The following is a 15949-nucleotide window of genomic DNA, read 5'->3' on the forward strand; positions in this document are numbered from 1 at the left end:
CCGTGGGGACCGGCGTCCTATGGGTGACAGGACCGAGCACGAAGCGAAGGAGCAAGCCATGAGTAAGCGGACGGACGCTGCAACCAAGGCGTTCATCGCGCACCGCAACCTGCTCTTCACCGTCGCGTACGAGATGCTCGGTTCGGCCGCAGACGCGGAGGACGTTCTGCAGGAGACCTGGTTGCGTTGGGTCGACGTCGATCTCGCCGAGATTCGCGATCAGCGGGCATACCTGGTGCGGATCGTCACGCGGCAAGCACTTACGCAGTTGCGGACGCTTGGGCGGCGCAAGGAATCGTATGTCGGTCCATGGCTACCCGAGCCGCTGTTGACTGCGCCCGACGTTGCCGAAGACGTAGAGCTGGCCGACAGCGTGTCCATGGCGATGCTGCTCGTTCTGGAGACCCTCGCACCTACTGAGCGCGCGGTGTTCGTCCTGCGCGAAGTGTTCGATCTGGAGTACGACGAGATTGCGGACGCCGTCGACAAGAACCCCGCCGCGGTCCGCCAGATCGCGCACCGGGCACGTGCGCACGTCGCCGCACGCCGACCTCGCGGAACTGTTTCCGCGGCGGCATCGCACGATGCGCTCGAGGCGTTTCAGCGCGCGATCAACACCGGCGACCTACAGGGCCTGCTGAATATCCTGGCTCCGGATGTTGTGCTGCTCGGCGACGGCGGTGGTGTCGTACGTGCGGTGCAGCGGCCCATTGTCGGTGCGGACAAGGTCGCCAGATTGCTCGGGGCAGGGCTGTCCAGACTGGACGGCGCGGCGTCGGCCGAGCCGGCACAGATCAACGGCTGCCCGGCCCTCGTTGTCCGGATCGACGGCTCAATCGACAACGTTGTCGCCCTACGGATCGACGACGGTCTGATCACCGGGCTCTACATCGTTCGCAATCCCGAGAAGATATCGCGAGTGGGCCGCGAAACGACGCTCACACGATGACCTACATGCTCATCTTGGCGTAATCAGTTGAGCGCCAACGACGCACGTGCAGTCGCAACAACGTGTCGTCCGGCGAGGTTTCCGCAAAAGCCGCGGCGTTCTCCGGACCGATGTAGCGACCGGCGATGTCGGCGACCGCACCGTCCGGAAGAGGTTCGAGGGTGACCTCGCCCTCGACCGTGACGTACGCGGGTGGGTTGTCCTCCCGCTGCACGCAGAAGCTCGCTTCTGGATTATCGCGCAGCAATGCGACCTTTCGGGTACTGGCGGCAGTTGCGATCTCCACGACGCCGTCGGCGTACCGGTACCAGACCGGTACCGCCAGCGGCGCTTTTCCTTCCCGCCCGACCGCGAGCACACCGATATGGACTCCCGCGAGAAACTCCTCGCGCTCACTCGGGTTCATCGAATATTGACTCATTACACCAAGGTAGCCATCGGGTCCGACACACTCAGTCGCTTGTGAGGATGACGAGTTGCTGGGTCGCCCGGGTCATGGCCACATACCTGTCGACTGCTCCCTCGATGCCTGTGCCGAACCTCTCGGGGTCGACCACAACCACGAGGTCGAACTCGAGGCCCTTTGCCATCTCCGGCGCCAAGGACCGCACGCGCGATGTCCCGCGGAAGGAACGATCGCCGATCACGCACGCGATTCCGTCCGCGTGTGCGCCGAGCCAGTTCTCGAGAATCCGACCCAGCTCCGAAGTGGACCCGCGCCGAACGGGGATTCCGCTGCTGCGGATCGAGGTCGGCACGTTGGCGTCCGGAATCGCGGTCCGGATCACGGGCTCGGCCTCCCTCATCACCTCTTCGGGCGTTCGGTAGTTGATGCTCAGCGGAGCAAGCTCTACCTTGTCGATGCCGACTCGCTCGAGCCGTTCCTGCCACGACTCGGTGAACCCGTGCCGAGCCTGGGCCCGGTCTCCGACAATGGTGAGACTTCGGGACGGGCAGCGAAGGAGCAACATCTGCCACTCTGCGTCCGTCAGCTCCTGTGCCTCGTCCACGACGATGTGTGCGAACGGACCGGCGAGCCGGTCCGGATCGGAGTGGGGGAGGACGGCCTCGTCGACGAGGGCGTTCCGCATACCGTCCTGGCGCAGCTGAGACATCATCTTCTCGTCGTCGTCGGCCTGCAGAAGTTCGTCGACGACCCTGTCCATCTGCCTGCGTTCGGCGGCGATCATTGCCTCGTACCGCCGCTTGCGCTCCGACCATTCGGGGTCGCCGAGCCTTTGTCGCGCCGCGTCGAGGAGTGGCAGGTCGGACAGTGTCCAGTCCTGGGCGTTCGCGCGCTGCAACTGCCGAATCTCCTCGGGCCGCAGCCACGGCGCGCATTTTCGCAGATATGCCGGAACCGACCACAGATCGCCTACGAGGTCGGCGGCTTCGATCAACGTCCACGACCGGTTCAGAGCCGCGCGCAGTTCTACGTTCTGCGACAACGACTTCCGGAGCTCGGCGGCCGAAACCGCGCTGGTGTTCTTGTCGACGAGGATCGCGAGCAACACCTCCCAGACCTGCTCTCGTGCCTCGTTGTGCGCAGTGCCGGGTTCCGGTGCTTCGAACGCCTCGGCCCAATCGTCGGGACTCAGCCAGATGTCGGCCCAGTCCGTCTCGACCGTCATTCCATTCGTGGGCGGCTGCTCGTAGAAGCGGACCGCGGACTCGATCGCGTGCACCAGACCTGCCGTTGCCTTCAGGCGGGCAACCTCCGGGTCTGCCTCGGCCTTTGCGGCCGCACCCTCGAAGACGAGGTCCCGCAATGTGCAGATCTGCACACCTTCTTCGCCGAGACTCGGGAGGACATCGGCCACATAGGCGAGATAGGGCTGGTGCGGCCCGACGAACAGGACACCGCCGCGATTGTGCGCGAGCCGCGGGTCGGAATAGAGGAGGTAAGCCGTGCGGTGGAGGGCAACGACAGTCTTGCCCGTGCCGGGGCCACCGTCCACGACGAGAGCGCCGCGCGACCCGGCGCGAATAATTGCGTCCTGATCTGCCTGAATGGTGCCGAGTACATCGCGCATCCGCGGCGACCGATTGGCTCCGAGGCTGGCGATGAATGCGGATTGATCGTCGAGGGCAGCGTCGGTCTCCAGGCCGTCCGCGGTGAACACCTCGTCCCAGTAATCGCTGATCCGGCCGCGCGTCCATCGATACCTACGCCGACGAGTCAGACCCAGCGGATTCGCGTGGGTCGCTCCGAAGAACGGCTCGGCAGCAGGGGAGCGCCAGTCGACGAGCAGCTGCCGACCTGCGCGGTCCATGAGGCCGAGCCGGCCGATGTACACCGGCTCGGAGCCGTCTGCGCTGAGGATGTGGCCGAGACAGAGGTCGAGGCCGTAGCGGCGCAAGGTGCGAAGATCGGCAGACACGCGGTGGATCTTTTCGTCACGCTCCATCGCGGCCTGATCCACACCGCCCGGCGCCTTCCAGAGGTCGGCAAGCTGGTCGGACAGGTCGGCGATGGACTTTTCCAGGGTCTGCGTAATCGCGGCGAAGTGCTCCTCGTCGCCGGCGATGAGTGCCGGGTCGTCTTTGTGCGCGAGGTTGTCGGGAAGGTTGAACGCACTCGTGGTCACCTGGGTCAACGCAACTCCCTTCGTGGCTGATTGGTCGGGCGGCATCGCCGACAGCGCATGCACTTTCGCCACCCCCAATTCGCCGGCAAATGGCTTAGGTCAGCGAGTATGCGGGACAACCCGGGTCTTGCGGCAAGACCCCCAGTGCGATATATGTTGAAAGTGGAAGGGAGCGAACTCCCTTCCTTTTTCGTTTCCCGAGGGCCGTCGTCTACGGCCTGATTGTCGTCAAAGCGACCGTGCGGGAGTGAGATGAGTGAGTTCGCAACGCCAGCGACCGTCCCGGCGGACGAAGACGTCGGACGTCCACTCGTCGTTCTCGAACCGCTGACCCTGGTAGTGCCCCGTGTTGACCACCCGCGCGATGACGACGGCGACGTCGCCGAGGTCGAGAACGGATACCAGTTCGCTGCTCATCGTGTCGTGCGATACCTCGCCCTTGGCAACCGACTGGAGAAAATCCCGACCGGCATACACGCCGTCCTGCGAAACGAACGTCCAATCGGGAGTGGCGAATTCCGCGATCCTTTCGGCATCGTTGGCCACGAGGGCAGCATCCCAGTCACGAACGAGCTGGGTGAGGGCGTCGAGTGTCTGTTGAGTCATGGGTCCAGGATCGTCGCTTCGACCACGACAGTCTTGGACGAATGGGATGCCGAACGAGCAAGCTTCGATGTCGATCTCGGCCGGGCATACTGAGGGCATGCTCATCGGCCGCGCATTGCTGCTCGACATGGACGGCACGCTCGTGGATTCGCACGCCGCGGTGGAGCGATGCTGGCGGCATTGGGCAACTCAGCACGAGTTGGATCCGGAAGTTGTCTTGAAGGATATTCACGGGAAGCAAGGCCAAGTCGTCATGGCTGAGTTGCTACCCGATCGGCCGATGGCCGAGAACATCGCAGACAACCAGGAGTTGCTAGCCGCGGAGACGGCGGACGTCGACGGCGTTGCGGAGATCCCGGGCGCTCTAGCGCTCATGAAGGCGATCGGCAGTTTCCCGCACGCGTTGGTCACCTCGGCAGATCATGCTCTCGCAACCGCGAGAATGCACGCCGCGGGCATTGCAATGCCCGCGGTCCGCGTACTGGCCGATGACGTCCGGGCGAGCAAACCCCATCCAGAAGGATTCCTCTCGGCCGCGACCCAACTCGGGGTGCCGCCAGAAGAGTGCATCGTGTTCGAGGATTCAGAAGCGGGTATTCAGGCGGCCCGGGCTGCAGGGATGCGGGTCGTCGGAGTCGGCCGGCGGGCTGCCGAATTGGCGCCGGACCTGCATGTCGCCGACCTCACCGAACTGCGAATGCACATCGCGGGCAACACAATCCGATTGACGTCGGAGGTCGAGGATCAGGCCTGAATCTGTTTGGCCGACTCGGCGGCACGGTCGCAATTCGCCACAAGTTCGGCTTCACGCTTCGGCCACCAGAAGATTTCCACCACCAGCGCCGCGAGGTAGACGGCCGATGCAATGCCGTTGCCGACCGACCCCAGAACAGCGTCGTAAACCGCTACACCCATGGCCACGACCAGAACGAACCACAACACCCAACGAAACATTCGAGACGTCTCGACGGCTGCTCGAATTCCGCCGCAGTAGGCGATGACTGCCGACGCCAATCTGGGGTCGGTGAGTGACTCGCCGCGTCGCGCGGATTTGACGAGCGCGACCCGCTCTGCATCCGGCAGCTGGGTGGACTCGGGCCAGTACCGCGCCATCCGCCGCGCCATCCAGATGCCGTAGCAGCTACCGCTCACTACGAAAACGATTGCACCGGAAAGCAACATCCCGGAGTCGAGCCACGCCAGAGCTCCGAGCGCGCCACCGAAGCCGATTCCGATCGTCGCTGCACGGCGGACGAAACCGCCTCGCCAGACGAACGCTGGAAGCGTGACCATAAGTCATTCTGACCGAAAGGCGTGCGGAGCCGACCGCTTCTGAGATTCAAATTCCAGGAGAGGGAGAGCCGAACCATCTGGGTAGCTGGTCGATGAGTCCTTTCTGGTCTTCGCCGACCCACGCGACATGGCCGTCCGGTCGCAGCAGCACAGCAGGAGCGTCGAGTTCCTCGCTGACGTCGACGACGTGGTCGACCCGGTCTGCCCAACCGTCGACCGACAGCAGTCCGGTTTGGTCGAGCAGCAGACCGCGGCCCCGGTGCATCAGCTCGTAGAGACGTCCCCGCTTCAGCGCAATGTCACGCAGCCTCTTTCCGAGTAGCTCGTGCCCATCGCCGAAGTCGTAGCGGATTCCGATCGCAATGATCTTCTCGGTCAGGAACTTGTTGACCTCGTCGAAATCCATAAGTTGCGACAGCAGCCGACGCACTGCCTGCGCGCCCGGATCGAGTGACACGAGGAGCATCTGTGCGCGGGTGTTGTCCAATACATCTGCGGCCACCGGGTGCCGTTCGGCTTCGTACGTATCCAGAAGATCGTCCGGTGCCCAGCCGTTGATGTCGGCGGCCAGTTTCCAGCCGAGGTTGACCGCGTCCTGGATCCCGAGGTTGAGGCCCTGCCCGCCGATCGGCGGGTGAATGTGGGCAGCGTCGCCAGCGAGCAGAACGCGGCCGGACCTGTATCGCTCGGCCTGCCGGGTGGCGTCGCCGAACCGCGAAATCCAACGGGGCGAGTGCATCCCGAAGTCGGTACCGGCAGTCGCCACCATCTGCTGCCGCAGCTCGTCGAAGGTCGGCGGAACAGATCGGTCCTCGGCGACACCGTCGGCAGGCGCAACAACCCTGAAGACGTTGCCCCCGAGCGGCATTGCACCGCAACGTACTTGGGTCTTTCGAACCTCCTCGTTGACTGCGTTGATCGTTTCCAGCGAGGCAGTCAGCTCGACCTCACCCAGCAATGTGTCGACCCTGGATGGCTCGCCGGGGAAAGGAATCCCCAGCAGCTTTCGAACCGTGCTGCGGCCGCCGTCGCAACCGACGAGGTACCGCGAGCGCAGTTGCGTGCCGTCGGTCAGCTCAGCGGTAACCCCGTCGTCGTCCTGGCTCAGCGCGACCAGCTCGCGGCCGCGCACGATCTCGACGCCGACCTCGACGGCATGTTCGGTGAGCAGCCGTTCGGTAACCGTCTGCGGAATGCTGAGCACATACGGGTGTCCGGTATCGAGCCGCTCAGGGGCCGGCTTCCGGATACCGGCGAAGAAACCGCCGACCGGGTACTTCTTCCCGAGCTCGAGGAACCGGTCGAGCAGCCCACGCTGGTCCATCAGTTCGATACTGCGCGCGTGCAGTCCGAGCGACCGAACCACCTTGGTCGGCTCCTCCTCTTTCTCCACGACGAGCACGCGCACGCCGTGCAGGCGCAGTTCGGTGGCGAGCATGACGCCGGTCGGTCCGCCGCCGGCCACAATCACGTCAATCATGAAACCCCCAATTCGTAGAACACTTCGGACAGCTTTGCGCAGGTCAATGACTACGGTGGACGATTCTGCAGCACGACCCGGGTCTTGCCGCAAGACCCGGGGTGCGATATATGTTGAAAGGGAAGGGGATCCACCTACCCTCACAGTGCTGCCTGGCAACGGCATCGACGTCCTGCACCAATTCGTCGCAGCGTTCCACCTGGGTTTCAGCGCAGGCAGAATCGATGAAAACGTCATGGTGGAAGCGATGCCTGCCTAAAGGGACGAGGTCTGGAGCCAGCGCCGATGCCGAAGATGACCGATACACGACCGCCCCGGACCGGCGCAGACGAGAAAGCGGTTCTGGTCGGCTTTCTCGATTATCTGCGCCGAGCAATCGCGGCCAAGGTCGAGGGCGTCCCCGAGCCACGAGTCCGGACCGCCGGGGTGCCGTCCGGCACTAATCTTCTCGGCCTGGTCAAGCACCTGACCAAAGTCGAGCGGTTCTACTTCCTTGGCGAGAACGTCGACGACTGGGAAGCGACGCTGCGGCCCGAGCCGCACGAAACGGTCGACGGCATTGTGGGGGAGTACCGGGAGGCAGTGCGACGAGCAAACGACATCATCGAAGCCTGCACAGATTTGGGCAATCCGGCTCCGCGATCGCGGGCACGACAGTCAGCGCCGACGATGCGCTGGGTGCTCGTCCACCTGATCGAGGAGACCGGACGCCACGCGGGGCACGCCGACATTCTGCGCGAACAAATCGACGGTGCAGTCGGCAGGTGACCTCGGCGGACAGGGCGCTCGTGATGGCCTCCGTGGCGGGCGTCATCGAGAGCCCCTAGTAGACCAGGGCTAGATCAGGAACGGTCGCGCAGGTCGGCGAGGTTGACCTGGATCCGTTCGACCGCTGCCGCCGTGGCCGGAAGTTCGGCGAAGTACGTGCCGAGCGGTGTTGCGAGGAAAACTTCCGCGGCCTGTCGGGAGGTTTCCAGGTCGTAGCCGGTCTCGAGCCACACTGCGTTGCCGCGGGCGTCGAGCCTCACGAGCGGGCTGGGTCCGGCGAAGAAGCTCGACGACGCGTAGGTTCGGATTCGATTGATCACGCCATCCCCGAAGTGCACATGTTGCATTGCACGAAGTACGTCGTCGCCGTAGCGAATGTCGAGGACGATCGATCCTGAGTCGCTTTCGGCGTCGTATCCGATCGACGGAACATCGACGCCGCTGATGATCGCGAACCACCAGACGTTGTTGTACTCGACGAAGAACCGCAACGGCATTCGAGCGTCATCGGACAACGTTGTCTGCAGGTATCCCGCGTCGACGTCGAAGAGGTCGAGGTCGAACCGGCAGCGTTGATACATGTCCCGAAATCGGGCGAGCAGTTCGAGTCGAGCGTTCGCCAGGTCCGTCATCGATTCTCCTCGAGACACGCGGATTCGTCAGGTGTCACGATAGCTAAGTGGTCCGCGTATACGGCGACTAATCGACGGCGAGACAGTCGATTTCCGAGCTCAGGCGGCCACGTGGAACGTGCTCGCAAAGCGCTCGAGCACGTGCGGCCATTGACCTCAGACCTGCTGGTTCGTCAACGCTTCGGCGCCCTGTGCGGCCGCAACCGGATCCATGAAGCCGAGCTCGAGAATATTGCCGTCAGGATCGTTGAGCTGCCGCTGGTTCATGAAGCCGTAGTCCGCGGCGGGGTGCGGCTCTCGGCCGCACGTGGCGATGCCGGCTGCGACCGCCTCACGTGTGTCGAGGGCTGTCAGCGTCGCACCCACACTTGTAAAAACAAGTGTCCGACGGAAATTGTCGCTGAGTCGTGTCGTATCGGTCGCCGCCCGTTCGTGGAGTAGTCGAGAGGCAACCAACCCGGCCGCCTCACTCACGGGAGGAACAACATGACTGCCACATACACGTTCGACGTCTTCTCCAGCCTCGATGGGTTCGGCTCCGCCACTGGTGACTGGACCGGCTACTGGGGCAAGCAAGGTCCTGAGTTGCTGCATCATCGACACGCCCTGTTTGCCGAGGAGCAGCGAATGGTATTCGGCGCGAACACATATCGAGAGTTCGTGCAGATGCTGGCAACGAGCACAGAGAATTCGGAAGTTCATGACCCATGGGTCACCCGGATGGTGGAGATGCCGGCAACTGTGGTGTCATCCACGTTGGTCGGGCCTCTCGACTGGCCGGACGCGACGGTGGCGAGCGGTGACGCCGTCGACGTGGTCGCCCGCCTGAAGGAGAAGTCCGACGTACCGTTGCGCTCACACGGCAGCCTGTCGATGAACCGGGCGCTGATGGCCGCCGGCCTCGTCGACCGCGTCCAGGTGACACTCTTTCCGGTCATCACCGGTCAGACCGGGCAGGCGCCGATCTTCGCGGGCGCCGCCGACTTCGACCTCGAACTGATCGACAGCCAGACGCTCGACGGCAATATCCAGCAACTCATCTACCGACCGACCCTGCACTGACCAACACGTTTGACAACCGATTCAACTCGACGCGGGGGAGGAGAGGCCGGCAATGCCGGAAATCGGCGTTCGGAGGTCGGCGAGAACTTCAGGCTCGCCGCCCGACGCCGGAACCCGCCAGATGCGACCGCCGAGGTCGGATACGTAGGCCACGCCGGCTGCGGGGTCGACGGCCAGACCGATGGCTTCGGCGAAGCCGCCAGCGAGAATCTGCGGATCGGTGCCGTATTTGCCGGGACCCGGAATCGGGGCGCGATTGAGTGTGTTGCCGTTGGGCGGCGCTCCGCGGTCGGTCCAGTACAGGTGGTCGTCGACGATTTCCAGGTCGATCGGCTCGGGTAGTTCGTCCCAGAGCAATTCGATGTCGGTGCGCGTCTGCGCGGTCTGCCCGGATGGGATGTCCAGGCCAGCGCGAAAGATCCGACCGCGGCCACCTTTCGTCGGGCCTTTCTGAGTCCAGTACAGCTGCCGTCGTGCGGTGTCGACGGCAACGCCGACACACTCGCCGAGTCCGTTCTCGTCACGGGGGTTCACCACCAGATCGGTCAGTTCGGACCCATCGGTGTTGATGCGGCTGACTCGATACCCTTCACGGTCGGACCAGTACAACCGTCCCGCCCCATCGTGCGCGAGTTGCTTGCCGGTCGTGATCGCACCGGGTGTTGTGACGTCGCGACGCTCGGTGCCGTCGTAATCGATTACATGCACGCCACCATCGTGTGCTGAATAGTCAAGGCCGCCTTCACCGGGTATGCCAGGCCGTCTGGTCGGTCGACCCATCGTCGTCCAGTAGACCTGGCGTCCGTCCACGACGATCCCGTCGGGAAATTGGCCCGCCGCATCGGCGTACAACGCGTCTACCGAGCCGTCGTGAACACGAACACGGAGGATCTCGCCGGAACGAATCCCCAACGCCAGGATCAGATCGAACATGGAATCAGCGGCGTCGCTCACTGGAAATAGGACGCATAGTCGCTGTGCGAACGAAATGTCCCTTTGCAGCGCATACGTCAACCTCCCAGAGCATGACCGGGCGAGCTAGCACAAGCTTGCGTTCAGTGAAACGCCATGATCAACGCGGTGTCAAGATCCGCGCATCGGACCCTACGATGGCAGGCTTTCGCAACAACTCGCCTAAAGTAGACGAGCCAGACTACGGACGACGCAGGGCGAAGACAGTGACCATGCCGGAAAACTTGAACGACCCGTCGAAGGCGGATGGTCGCAAGCAGCGATGGCAGGACCACAAAGAAGCGCGCCGCGACAATCTCGTTGACGGCACAATCTCGGCGATTCGCAAATTGGGTCCCGGCATCGGCATGGACCAGATCGCCGCCGAGATCGGTATCTCGAAAATCGTCCTGTACCGCTATTTCACCGACAAAGACGACCTGACCAACGCCGCAATGGTGCGATTCGTCGAGGTCGTCCTCGCACCTCGTATCTTCGAAATAATGGCCGCCGAACTCGACGATCTAGAGCGGGTTAGGTCTGTGATCTCCGCCTATGTCGATGTCGTCAACACAGACACAGACATCTACCTGTACCTGACGTCAGCCGAGTCCGGCCAATTTGCGTACGCCCGAGCTGAGCGGATGATCGCCGACGCGGTTGCCGTGATACTGACCGGGCGAATCGCAGACGTGGGCATGCCGATTACTGGAGCAGAGCCCTGGTCGTACTTCCTGGTCGGCGGCATTCAGCTTGCGACTAAACGATGGATTTCGCACAAGACGATGAGCAGCGAGCAACTTGTCGACCATCTCGTCATGATCGTGTGGAGCTGTATCGCGGGCATCTACGGCAAGGGCGCGTCTGTCGAGACTTTCAATGCCCGGCCGCACCCACTCGTCATCGATGCCGAGAACGCTTAGTCGGGCCATTCGGAATAAGGCTCCCGTGTTTCGATCTGCACCAATCGGGGAACGACCACCAGCGAGTGTGGTTGATTAGCCGGTATCCCACTGGGCCGACACACGTCGAAAGGTCGATGATGAAGCTCTCGCTTCGGACGCTCGCCGCTATCGCGGGAATACTGCTTTTCTTGCTGTTCGCCCCCGCAGCAGCAGGCGCAGCACCCAACGATGTTTCCGGGACAGCCAGCGTGGCGGGAAACAAAGTTACTTCAGTGGTATCGAACAACTCGGGCGGGCCGATCACGTGCGGAGTTGCCGGCTTTCCCGCTGGGACTGTCGATCCGAACATGTCCGCTCCGACGTTCGGCATCACGTACACAGAGGTTGTGGCTGGCGGAACGGCTCCCGTGGTGTTCGAAAACGTGCCGAATGGTACCTATGACATCCACTGGAGGTGCGTGAACTCGGACTTCACAGAGGAGTGGGCAACATTCAACTCCACAAACATCACGAAGACCGCTGAACCAGCTTCGGTAACCGTGCCGAACAATCAGACGTGCATCTTCGGATCCGCCTGCATCTGATCGCTTGTCAGGCGATGGACGGTGCTTTGGCACCGTCGACAGCTAAGTCCTCTGGTTCGTCCGCGATCGATTGCAGGTGCGCCTTCACCGCAGAGATACCCGGAAGCAGCCCGCTGCACAGCGCGGCCAGGGCATAACCGACGATCGGCACCCACGCCGCGATTGTCAGCGCGTGCAACAGCTCCGACTGCGTATAGCGTCCGGCGGCATCGAAGAACAACACCCCGGTCACCGCGATCCCGAGTGCGCCGCCAACCTGCTGAAACGTTCCCAGAACACCCGATGCCGCGCCGGAATCCTTGGCGTCGACGGTGGCCAGCGCGATGTCGAGCAAGGGGACGACCATGACTGTGAGACCGATGCCCGCGACGGCCATCGGGATCACGGAGTCCCACGCCGAGTAGTCGGGCCCGGTGGAGTTGAAGACGTAGATGACCCACCCGGTACCGATCGCCATCAATGTGCCCCCGATGGCGGGCAGGATCCGGCCGAGTCGGGCAACCAGCGCTGCCGCGATGCCGGCCGCAGCGACTGCGCCGATGCTGAACGGCAGCGTCAGAGCACCGGAGACGATGGCGGTGAAGCCCAGTCCGGTTTGCACGTAAAGGGCGAGGATGAGGAAAAACGAATTGATCGACCCCTGAAACAGGAATTGGATGGCGAGGCCACCGGTGAAGCCGCGATTGGTGAACAGCCGCAACGGCATCATCGCGCTTTCTTCGCTGTGGCGTCGTTCGTTGAGAACGAACGCCGCCAGCACCACCGGGGACAGAACCATGAGAACGAACGACCAGATCGGCCACCCGAGTTGGCGACCCTCGACCAGCGGGTAGACGATCAGCAAGATGCCGCCAACGGCCAGTAGAACACCGAGCGGATCGAGCGGCGACGGGCGATCGGATTTCGTGTTCGGCACAAGAAAAACTGCTGCGATCACGATGACGATCCCGATCGGAATGTTGATGAAGAAGATGGCCCGCCACCCACCGCCGAGGGGATTGTTCGTGACCAGCCATCCACCGAGGACGGGCCCGATAACCGCCGCCATCGCCGTGATGACCCCGATCACCGCGAAGATGGCCGCGCGCTCGCGTGGCTTGTACAGCGCCTGGACGCTGGCCAGCACCTGCGGCACCATCAACCCGGCAAACAGCCCCTGGGCAACCCGGGAGGCGACCAGCGTTTCGCCGTTCTGCGCTAGCGAGGCAGTCAGCGAAGCGATCGTGAAACCCGTGATGCCTGCGATGAATACGCGCTGCCGACCATAACGATCACCTAGTCGGCCCGACGTGATGAGCACACCGGCGAACGCGAGCACATAACCGCTGACGATCCATTCGAGCTGAGACGGTGTGCTGCCGAGGTCTTCCTGGATCGCGGGCAGTGCGACATTGACGATGGTGACGTCCATGAGATCCATGAACATCGCGAAAGTCAGAACGGCCATCGCAAGGCCGCGGAAGCGTGTCATGACGGGCAGCGTAGCCCGGCAGTCCGACAAACAAGGTTCGGCTGCCGTCACTGGCGTCTGTGCGCTACGCCGCCGGTCTTGATTCGGCGTGGGCTTTCAGTGCCCGAAGCGTCTCGGGTAGCCCGTGTAGCGCATGGTTGTCCCGTAGCCGCCCGACCGGCCCGGACCAGCGCATCGCGCGATTGAAGGCGGAGGTGTACGGCCATTCGCGATACTCGGTGACCAGCGTGCCGCCGCGATGCGGCTCGAGCCGGTAACCCCAACGGGGCCCGACCATGTGGACTCGAAATTCGAAGTGTTCGAGGGGAGTGGCGACAGTGACCTCACAGCGGGTGGTCCACACGACCGGTCCGATGCGATTGACCCCGACGAACAATGCACCTACCTGCGGCCCCGCAGCACCGCCCAGCCAGCGCCCGCTCCGATTCTCGGGGCTCCACCGACCCATGCCGGTGATGTCGGTGACCAAACCCCAAAGCTGTTGCACCGGTGCGTCGATGAGCATCGTCGCATGATCGGTCATACCGTGATCATCACGAGTGCGAACCACGTCTTCAGGCCGCACGAGAAATCGCCGAATCGTAGACGTAACATTGCCAGCCATCGCTTACCCCTCTGTCACGTTGCCTGCGTTTCGTAGTGACGCCACCACGCCACGATGTACATGGTCATTGCTGCAACGAGGCCGATGAGCGCCCAGATCATCACCGACCGGTCGACCCAGCTGCCGGGTGGCGGAGCACTGGGTAGCGCGTTTCTCAGCTGGACTTCGGCGAAGAGCATGATCGCGAACCAGCCGGTGAGTGGTGCGAGGAACGGGCGGCGTCCGCGCACGGTTGTGATCGCGACGAACAGTCCGAGGGCCGGCAGCGCCACGAGGATGGCCACGAGCATGAGGTCGTAGGCCAACGTGCTCGGTGCGCGGGTCAGGGTGATCGTGTAGCGGAAGCCCGTTGTCGCCGCCGAATCCGGTGTTGCAGTTTGGGATACGTCCCAGCCGTAAATGGCGTTCGAGATTTGTGCCGTTGCGGCGATCGGTTCGCGACCGGTCGCCGTTTCGCGCCACACGTCGACGGTCAACGGCTGACTGACGTACTGGTCGAACGGCCACCGCGCCAGATCGCCATCCGTCGCCACGTTGGTCGAAAGCGTCGAAGGATGGTGACCGGCGGGGAAGACGATGTCGCCGGGTGTTGTGTCGGGATTCAGTGCGATGACCACGGCGTCGCGAAGCCGGCCACGTTCGTCGAGCAGGGCTTTCCCCGGAACCAGTGTGACCGTTACCGCGACCGTTTGAACTTCGGGCTGAATCTGCTGGACCGCGACGGCAATCTCGGTCGATTCCCGCGAAGCATCCGGCGGCGATTGCCGTTGCGTGCCGAATCCGACGTCGAACGCGCTGGCGAACAAGACGGCGCAATACAGAACAACCAGCGACACCACGATCAGCGGGACGCGATATCTCCGGACGAACGGCCCACGCTCCGGCATGAGCCCCCCTTCGTTCCGCCGCCTGTACCGGCCTCTATTCAACGCCCAGTTGCGTTGTGGCGCGCGCGATTCACCTGCCGAAATCAACGTGTGTCGGTCGCGCGACGAACTCTGTCAACTCCTCGACCGCTGACCCCACGGGGGACGGCCGTGTGACTGTCGGACCGCTCCGATGCCTTCCGATCACGCTTGGGCGGTGATGGCGGCGATCCGTTTGAGTTCGCGTTGGCGGTAAAGTTCGGCGTCGGCCCGGTCGATGACCGCGGTCAATGTGTCACCGGTCTGCGCTTTGGTCATGCCGACGGTGATTGTTGCGTTGTCTGACCGTAGGAGCGCGGTGTCGACTTCGCGCATTCTTTCGACAGCTTCCTGCAGGCTCAAACCGACTGCGGAGAAAAGAAATTCATCGCCGCCGTAGCGCACGATCAGATCGAACTGACGAAGTCGGGCACGAACGACTTTGGTGACCTGTCGCAGCAGGTCGTCGCCAGCGGAGTGCCCGTGGGTGTCGTTGACTGCCTTCAGGCCATCCACGTCGAGAAAGCCGAGCACCATCGACTGCCCGGTGCGTTTGGCAGCCTCGAGATCACGAGCCAGCTCGACGATACCCGCGTCGCGGCGGTAGGCCCCGGTGAGTGCGTCGATCGAGGAGGTATCGCGGTCGCGAGAGGCGGCGATGCGGTCGTTCTGTGCGGACAGTCGGTCGTTGGCAGCGGCCACCCGATCGCCCGCGGCGCTGCGCCGGTCCCGCAGGCTTTCCCATCGTTCGAAATTCACGTCCGGGTCGAGCGCATCGTTGTCGACGTCGCGGGCATGCATGCGATCGTCGCGCGCATCGGCGCGTTGGTCGCGTTCCTCGGCGGCGGAGTCGCGTCGGGTAGCAGTGGTGTCGCGGCGCGTCGCAGCGTCGTCTCGGTGGTCTCCGGCCTGGGCGCGAGATTGGCGGCTCGGGTCGTGCAGTCGCGGCTCGGGAACGTCGCTTTCGGACATTGTGGTCTCTGTTCGGTCCGCATGTCGGGGCGGGCTGGCCCCGTACGGTCATCGTAGTCGCAGTGGCGACGCCATCCGTTGCGCAGCGACCACGCCCTTATCTCGTCTCATTTGATCTGACACAGCGCGATGCTGGTCGGAAACGAACATTTTGACCCATGCAAGAGGGTGTTGGCTAA

At 63.4% G+C, this 15949-nt stretch carries 17 protein-coding genes; 5 read left to right on the forward strand and 12 right to left on the reverse strand.

What is annotated here, in order from left to right; genetic code table 11:
• The first annotated feature begins 58 nt into the window (after positions 1-58).
• Positions 59-949, forward strand: coding sequence for an RNA polymerase sigma-70 factor (locus tag JGU72_RS12510; protein ID WP_199684211.1), 891 nt, complete (start codon positions 59-61; stop codon positions 947-949).
• Between the two features lies 1 nt (position 950).
• On the opposite strand, the gene JGU72_RS12515 is transcribed toward JGU72_RS12510, so the two are convergent.
• The 3 genes from JGU72_RS12515 to JGU72_RS12525 form a co-directional block, all read right to left on the reverse strand.
• Positions 951-1370 (reverse strand): pyridoxamine 5'-phosphate oxidase family protein, encoded by a 420-nt coding sequence (locus JGU72_RS12515; protein WP_199684212.1) that lies wholly within the window; start codon positions 1368-1370, stop codon positions 951-953.
• 31 nt (positions 1371-1401) lie between these two features.
• The gene (gene helR / locus JGU72_RS12520; RefSeq protein WP_374101113.1) at positions 1402-3582 is read right to left on the reverse strand and encodes an RNA polymerase recycling motor ATPase HelR; all 2181 of its coding nucleotides are present in this window, start codon (positions 3580-3582) and stop codon (positions 1402-1404) included.
• 183 nt (positions 3583-3765) lie between these two features.
• Complete coding sequence (locus JGU72_RS12525) at positions 3766-4143, reverse strand: nuclear transport factor 2 family protein (protein WP_199684214.1); 378 nt, start codon at positions 4141-4143, stop codon at positions 3766-3768.
• 97 nt (positions 4144-4240) lie between these two features.
• Here JGU72_RS12525 and JGU72_RS12530 point away from each other — a divergent pair, with 97 nt between their 5' ends.
• Positions 4241-4897: an HAD-IA family hydrolase gene (locus JGU72_RS12530; protein ID WP_199684215.1), complete on the forward strand. Its 657-nt coding sequence runs from the start codon at positions 4241-4243 to the stop codon at positions 4895-4897.
• On the opposite strand, the gene JGU72_RS12535 is transcribed toward JGU72_RS12530, so the two are convergent.
• Positions 4888-5436: a hypothetical protein gene (locus JGU72_RS12535; RefSeq protein ID WP_199684216.1), complete on the reverse strand. Its 549-nt coding sequence runs from the start codon at positions 5434-5436 to the stop codon at positions 4888-4890. The two genes, JGU72_RS12530 and JGU72_RS12535, sit on opposite strands and share 10 nt — an antisense overlap.
• 46 nt (positions 5437-5482) lie before the next feature.
• Complete coding sequence (gene rox / locus JGU72_RS12540) at positions 5483-6916, reverse strand: rifampin monooxygenase (protein WP_199684217.1); 1434 nt, start codon at positions 6914-6916, stop codon at positions 5483-5485.
• A 285-nt stretch (positions 6917-7201) separates the two neighbouring features.
• Here rox and JGU72_RS12545 point away from each other — a divergent pair, with 285 nt between their 5' ends.
• Positions 7202-7684, forward strand: coding sequence for a DinB family protein (locus tag JGU72_RS12545; protein ID WP_199684218.1), 483 nt, complete (start codon positions 7202-7204; stop codon positions 7682-7684).
• Between the two features lie 74 nt (positions 7685-7758).
• On the opposite strand, the gene JGU72_RS12550 is transcribed toward JGU72_RS12545, so the two are convergent.
• Positions 7759-8316 carry a hypothetical protein gene (locus JGU72_RS12550; protein WP_199684219.1) on the reverse strand — a complete coding sequence of 186 codons (558 nt, stop codon included), beginning with the start codon at positions 8314-8316 and terminating at the stop codon, positions 7759-7761.
• Between the two features lie 156 nt (positions 8317-8472).
• Positions 8473-8682 carry a hypothetical protein gene (locus JGU72_RS12555; protein ID WP_199684220.1) on the reverse strand — a complete coding sequence of 70 codons (210 nt, stop codon included), beginning with the start codon at positions 8680-8682 and terminating at the stop codon, positions 8473-8475.
• Between the two features lie 120 nt (positions 8683-8802).
• Here JGU72_RS12555 and JGU72_RS12560 point away from each other — a divergent pair, with 120 nt between their 5' ends.
• Positions 8803-9378 carry a dihydrofolate reductase family protein gene (locus tag JGU72_RS12560; protein ID WP_199684221.1) on the forward strand — a complete coding sequence of 192 codons (576 nt, stop codon included), beginning with the start codon at positions 8803-8805 and terminating at the stop codon, positions 9376-9378.
• Positions 9379-9399: 21 nt separating this feature from the next.
• Here JGU72_RS12560 and JGU72_RS12565 read toward each other — a convergent pair whose 3' ends face one another.
• Positions 9400-10332 carry a hypothetical protein gene (locus tag JGU72_RS12565; RefSeq protein ID WP_307828414.1) on the reverse strand — a complete coding sequence of 311 codons (933 nt, stop codon included), beginning with the start codon at positions 10330-10332 and terminating at the stop codon, positions 9400-9402.
• 230 nt (positions 10333-10562) lie between these two features.
• On the opposite strand from JGU72_RS12565, the gene JGU72_RS12570 reads away from it, so the two are divergent.
• Complete coding sequence (locus JGU72_RS12570) at positions 10563-11252, forward strand: TetR/AcrR family transcriptional regulator (RefSeq protein WP_199684607.1); 690 nt, start codon at positions 10563-10565, stop codon at positions 11250-11252.
• A gap of 573 nt (positions 11253-11825) precedes the next feature.
• Here the strand turns inward: JGU72_RS12570 and JGU72_RS12580 are convergent.
• The 4 genes from JGU72_RS12580 to JGU72_RS12595 form a co-directional block, all read right to left on the reverse strand.
• The gene (locus JGU72_RS12580; protein ID WP_199684223.1) at positions 11826-13289 is read right to left on the reverse strand and encodes a DHA2 family efflux MFS transporter permease subunit; all 1464 of its coding nucleotides are present in this window, start codon (positions 13287-13289) and stop codon (positions 11826-11828) included.
• 64 nt (positions 13290-13353) lie between these two features.
• On the reverse strand, positions 13354-13812 hold the full coding sequence (locus JGU72_RS12585) for an SRPBCC family protein (RefSeq protein ID WP_199684224.1): 459 nt from the start codon (positions 13810-13812) through the stop codon (positions 13354-13356).
• Between the two features lie 95 nt (positions 13813-13907).
• On the reverse strand, positions 13908-14780 hold the full coding sequence (locus JGU72_RS12590) for a DUF4436 family protein (protein WP_199684225.1): 873 nt from the start codon (positions 14778-14780) through the stop codon (positions 13908-13910).
• Between the two features lie 183 nt (positions 14781-14963).
• Entirely contained in the window at positions 14964-15770 is an 807-nt protein-coding gene (locus tag JGU72_RS12595; protein ID WP_199684226.1) for a GGDEF domain-containing protein, read from the reverse strand.
• Positions 15771-15949 lie beyond the last annotated feature (179 nt).

Origin of the sequence: Antrihabitans auranticaus (assembly GCF_016481275.1) — a bacterium.
GTDB lineage: Bacteria > Actinomycetota > Actinomycetes > Mycobacteriales > Mycobacteriaceae > Antrihabitans.